We start from the raw sequence: 4,924 nt of genomic DNA, 5'->3' as shown, positions 1-4,924 counted from the left end.
TCAACGATCTGCTCTTTAACTCCCGGCTTTCGCGCTTCATAGCGGTAGGTAAGCTGGAATACACGGTGACAGCACTGACACCGGAAGCGTTCGCGCTTAGTTGGACTAAGGCCATGTCGATAAATTTCATCTGAATGGCAGCGAGGACAATGAACAGAAACTGTAACCACGTGGAAACCTCAAATAGAGGCAGAATATCACAAAAGTCAACTATTTGAAGGCATTACCCTTAAATTGGTGGCGGTCAGGCCATGGGTCCGGTGCGCCACCGGATCTGGCGCAATGCCCAATTCCTGATGGAGCGGCCCCACCAGCGCTTGCACCACATCCTGACAGAAGCCGGCGCTCTCCTCGATAATGTGCCGCACCGCCGGGGTGACAATCGAATAAAACACCAGCGGTCGGACGCCGCTTTGCTGATAAAGGGCATTGATCTGTTCGCGAACCGCGCGCGCGGGTTTCGCTTTCGACGAACGGCAGGGTATATAACGTGGTGGTTAAAGGGAATTGCGATAAAACCGAATGCCCCACCACCTCGGCGGTAATGGCGGTACCATCGGAAATAAAAAATACGCTTCTGTCCATTGATGGCTCTCTTGCCGGAATACGGCTTAGTCTTAATTTGGGCGCTGGCACGATTCATGTTGGGCGAGCGCATGGAGGATTATGCTAATCTCAAAGCAGGCCTTTTTGCCTGTCGTCACCGTAGCGACACGATGTTTGTGCCCATATTAAAAAGGATGACCCAGATGCCGCAAAATAACAATGTTGCCGAAAATGTGCTGTGGTATGACCAGCTTGGTATGCACGATGTGGACCGGGTAGGCGGGAAAAATGCCTCGCTCGGGGAGATGATCACCCATTTATCCGCCGTGGGCGTGTCGGTGCCCAATGGTTTTGCTACCACCGCCCAGGCATTTAATGATTTTCTCAACCAAAGCGGTATCAATCAACGCATTTACCAGCTGCTGGACCAGACCGATATTGATGATGTCGCCGCCCTCAGCAAGGCCGGCAGCCAGATCCGGCAATGGATTATCGATACCCCGTTCCAGCCCGGCCTGGAGGCTGACATTACCGCTTGCTACCAGCAACTGTCCGCCGATGACGCCGATGCCTCGTTTGCCGTCCGTTCATCGGCCACCGCGGAAGATATGCCAGACGCCTCCTTTGCCGGCCAGCAGGAAACCTTCCTCAATGTGCAGGGCATCGATGCGGTGATGACCGCCATCAAGCATGTCTATGCCTCGCTGTTTAACGACCGGGCCATTTCCTATCGCGTGCATCAAGGCTACGATCATCGCGGCGTGGCGCTCTCCGCGGGGGTGCAGCGCATGGTCCGCGCCGATCTGGCCGCCTCCGGCGTGATGTTCACGATTGACACCGAATCGGGCTTTGACCAGGTGGTATTCATTACCGCCGCCTACGGACTTGGCGAAATGGTGGTGCAGGGCGCGGTCAACCCCGATGAATTCTACGTTCACAAACCCACCCTGGCCAGCGGCAACCCTGCCGTGGTGCGGCGCAATATCGGTTCCAAGAAAATCCGCATGGTCTATGCCGACAGCGCTGCCCACGGCGAGCAGGTGCGCACCGAGCCGGTGCCCGAAGCGCTGCGCCAGCGCTTTGCCCTGACGGATGAGGAAGTGCAGGATCTGGCGCGTCAGGCGGTACTGATTGAACAACATTACCAGCGGCCGATGGACATCGAATGGGCCAAGGACGGGCACACCGGTAAGCTTTTCATTGTGCAAGCGCGGCCGGAAACGGTGCGCTCGCGCGGGCAGGTGATGGAGCGCTACCGGCTTACCCGCCGCGGCGAAGTCATTATCGAAGGTCGTGCCATCGGCCATCGCATCGGCGCAGGACCGGTGAAAATCATTCACGATATCAGTGAAATGCACCGGGTTGAGGCCGGCGATGTGCTGGTCACCGACATGACCGACCCGGACTGGGAGCCGATTATGAAAAAGGCCGCCGCCATTGTCACCAACCGCGGCGGCCGGACCTGTCATGCGGCTATTATCGCCCGTGAGCTGGGGATCCCCGCCGTGGTCGGCTGCGGCGATGCCACCGAGCGCATCGGCGACGGGCAATCGGTCACGGTCTCCTGTGCCGAAGGGGATACCGGCTACGTTTATCAGGAAATACTGCCTTTCGAGGTCGCCCGTTCGGATATCGACGAACTGCCCGCGCTGCCGCTGAAAATCATGATGAACGTCGGCAATCCCGATCGCGCCTTCGATTTCGCCTGTCTGCCCAATGACGGCGTCGGGCTGGCGCGGCTGGAGTTTATCATCAACCGTATGATAGGGGTGCATCCGCGCGCGCTGTTGGAATTCGATCAGCAGACACCGGCCCTGCAGCGCGAAATCACCGATATGATCCACGGCTACGACAGCCCGAAAGAGTATTACATCGCCCGGCTGACGGAAGGGATTGCCACTTTGGGCGCGGCGTTTGCGCCGAAACGCGTGATTGTGCGTCTGTCCGACTTTAAGTCCAACGAATACGCCAATCTGGTGGGCGGCGAGCGTTACGAGCCGGACGAAGAGAACCCGATGTTGGGCTTTCGCGGCGCCAGGCGCTATGTTGCCGACAGTTTCCGCGACTGTTTTGCGCTCGAGTGCGAGGCCGTCAAGCGGGTGCGTAACGACATGGGGCTGACCAACGTGGAAATCATGGTCCCGTTTGTGCGCACCGTGGCGCAGGCGCAGGCGGTGGTCGAGGAGCTGGCGCGACAAGGGCTGAAGCGGGGCGAAAACGGCCTGAAAGTGATCATGATGTGCGAGATCCCCTCCAACGCGCTATTGGCTGAGCAATTTCTTGCCCACTTCGATGGTTTTTCCATCGGCTCGAACGACATGACACAGCTGGCCTTGGGCCTGGATCGGGATTCCGGCCTGGTGTCGGCGCTGTTCGATGAGCGGGATGAGGCGGTGCGCGCGCTGTTGTCCATGGCTATCCGCGCCGCGAAAAAACAGGGCAAATACGTCGGCATCTGCGGACAGGGGCCGTCCGATCACGAAGATTTCGCCGCCTGGCTCATGGAGGAGGGTATCGACAGTCTGTCGCTTAACCCGGATACCGTCGTCAGCACCTGGCTTAGCCTGGCAAAAAAATAACGGCGTTTTACGGTGCGCCAAATTAGCGCCGTAAAATAGGATGGGGTGAAATAACGGGCGCCGGTATATTAATACCGGCGCCATTATTTTAATTGTCACAAATCAGACATAAAAAAAAAGCCCATCTTAAAGACGGGAAAAGACTACACACAGCAATTCTGTCATGCCGGGGAGCATTAAAATCATCACTAAATCATAGAGCTAATATCACGCATAGTAGGGATAAACCTGCGGTACGTCACTCAGATTCATCCTATATAAGCTGCACCCTGCGGCCAGTATCCGATAAAGGGAAATAGCGGCGGGGATAAATTAGCGGTCAAGAAGAATAACCGTCGCGACGGGCGGTCATTATTGTCCCGGCGTGCGCCGGGAACCAGAGAAGATTAATGCAATTCTTTGAGTTGTTTTTCAGGATTATCGATCTTTTCCGGCGGTGGCGCCTCCTGCATCCAGGCGAAAATCAATCGCCAGGATACCGCCAGTACCACCGGACCGATGAACAGGCCTATCATACCGAAGGCCAGCAAACCGCCCAATACGCCTCACAACACCAGCAGCATCGGCAGGTCGGCCCCCATATGGATGAAAATCGGTCGCAGGATGTTGTCCAGGGTCGCCACAACGCAACTCCACACCAATAGAACGGTTCCCCAGGTTGTGTCGCCGCTCCAATAGAGCCAGATCATGGCCGGAATAAGCACCGGCAAGGGGCCTAATTGGGCGATACACAACACGAACATGGTCACGGTCAGGACCGCCGGGAGCGGAATGCCGGTAATAGCCAGACCGATACCGCCCAGTACGGACTGGACGATGGCGGTCAGCACCACGCCCAGCGCGACCGCCCGGATGGCCTGCGCCGCCAGCAGGACCGACGCATCACCCCGTTCCGCGCCCAGGCGAATGGCGAAATGCCGCACCGCCATTCCCACGCGTTCGCCGCGCAGATACAGCAACACACTGAACAGAATCATCAAACCGCAGTGCAGCAGCAAACTGCCCAGATTGGCCACCTGGCCCAGCAGCCAACTGGCGGCTTTGCCGATGTAGGGCTGGATTTTGCTCATTAACGGCGCGCTGCCGCCGGAGATGAGCGATTGCCAGGCGCTGTAGAGTTTGCGGCCCACCATCGGCACATCCTGCAGCCAGGCAAGGGCGGGCAAGGTCAGGCGGTCCGGCTGCGTCGCCCAGGCCACCAGCGGCGCGCTATTATCCACAATACTGCTCACCAGAATCGACACCGGCAGTACAAACAGCAGCAGCAGCGTCATGACCACCACCGCCAGCGAACGCCGTCCCCAGAGCAGATGCTGCACTTTAATCAGCAGCGGCCAGGTGGCTATCACCACCATTGAAGCCCAAGAAAAGCCGAGAATAAAAGGCTGTACCACCCAAAAACAGCCGAGGGTCATCAGCGCGATAAACGTCACGCTGAATAGCATTCTGGGCAAATCGTGAAGCGGGCGCGGGAAATCCATGTAACACCTTTCTCCTCAAACAAACGACGGGTTACCCACGGCCTGCGAGGCCAATGTGGGCGAGTAGCATAATGATGGGGTATATCGCCGTTTTTTGACAGGGGGGGATGAAAACTTTCGCCGCGTAAGCCGCGCAGGTCGCCGCTGCGGGAGGATTTTTTTTGGCCAGCAGGACATGGAGGAAAAATATATGAATCACCCCGGATAAATTAGAGTCTATACTTTAAAAGTGGAGGTCTCTATGACAACGACCAAACGTTACTCTCCGGAAGTCCGTGAACGGGCAGTTAATCTAGTGCTGGAAACTCAGCATGAGCA

Annotated in this window: 2 protein-coding genes and 2 pseudogenes; 1 reads left to right on the top strand and 3 read right to left on the bottom strand. The window is 57.1% G+C overall.

The genetic code is table 11. The features are described from left to right. On the bottom strand, positions 1 to 170 hold a 170-nt coding region (locus CINSTRO3249_RS12715; protein WP_143146886.1), incomplete at its 3' end, for an IS1 family transposase. 60 nt (positions 171 to 230) lie between these two features. Further along, a pseudogene (locus CINSTRO3249_RS12710) lies at positions 231 to 585 on the bottom strand (kinase/pyrophosphorylase); the annotation flags it as partial. 164 nt (positions 586 to 749) lie between these two features. Here CINSTRO3249_RS12710 and ppsA point away from each other — a divergent pair. After that, complete coding sequence (gene ppsA, locus CINSTRO3249_RS12705) at positions 750 to 3,125, top strand: phosphoenolpyruvate synthase (RefSeq protein ID WP_074013546.1); 2,376 nt, start codon at positions 750 to 752, stop codon at positions 3,123 to 3,125. Between the two features lie 386 nt (positions 3,126 to 3,511). Here ppsA and ydiK read toward each other — a convergent pair. Next, positions 3,512 to 4,606, bottom strand: a pseudogene (gene ydiK / locus CINSTRO3249_RS12700) (AI-2E family transporter YdiK). Positions 4,607 to 4,924 lie beyond the last annotated feature (318 nt).

Origin of the sequence: Candidatus Sodalis sp. SoCistrobi (assembly GCF_900143145.1) — a bacterium.
Taxonomy (GTDB): domain Bacteria; phylum Pseudomonadota; class Gammaproteobacteria; order Enterobacterales; family Enterobacteriaceae; genus SoCistrobi.
Note: the sequence above shows the minus strand (reverse complement) of the source record. Positions and strands in the feature narration are given on the sequence as shown.

Excerpts from the sequence above, each read along its gene's own strand:
- ppsA (WP_074013546.1), top strand. The coding sequence starts at position 750 with ATGCCGCAAAATAACAATGTTGCCGAAAATGTGCTGTGGTATGACCAG.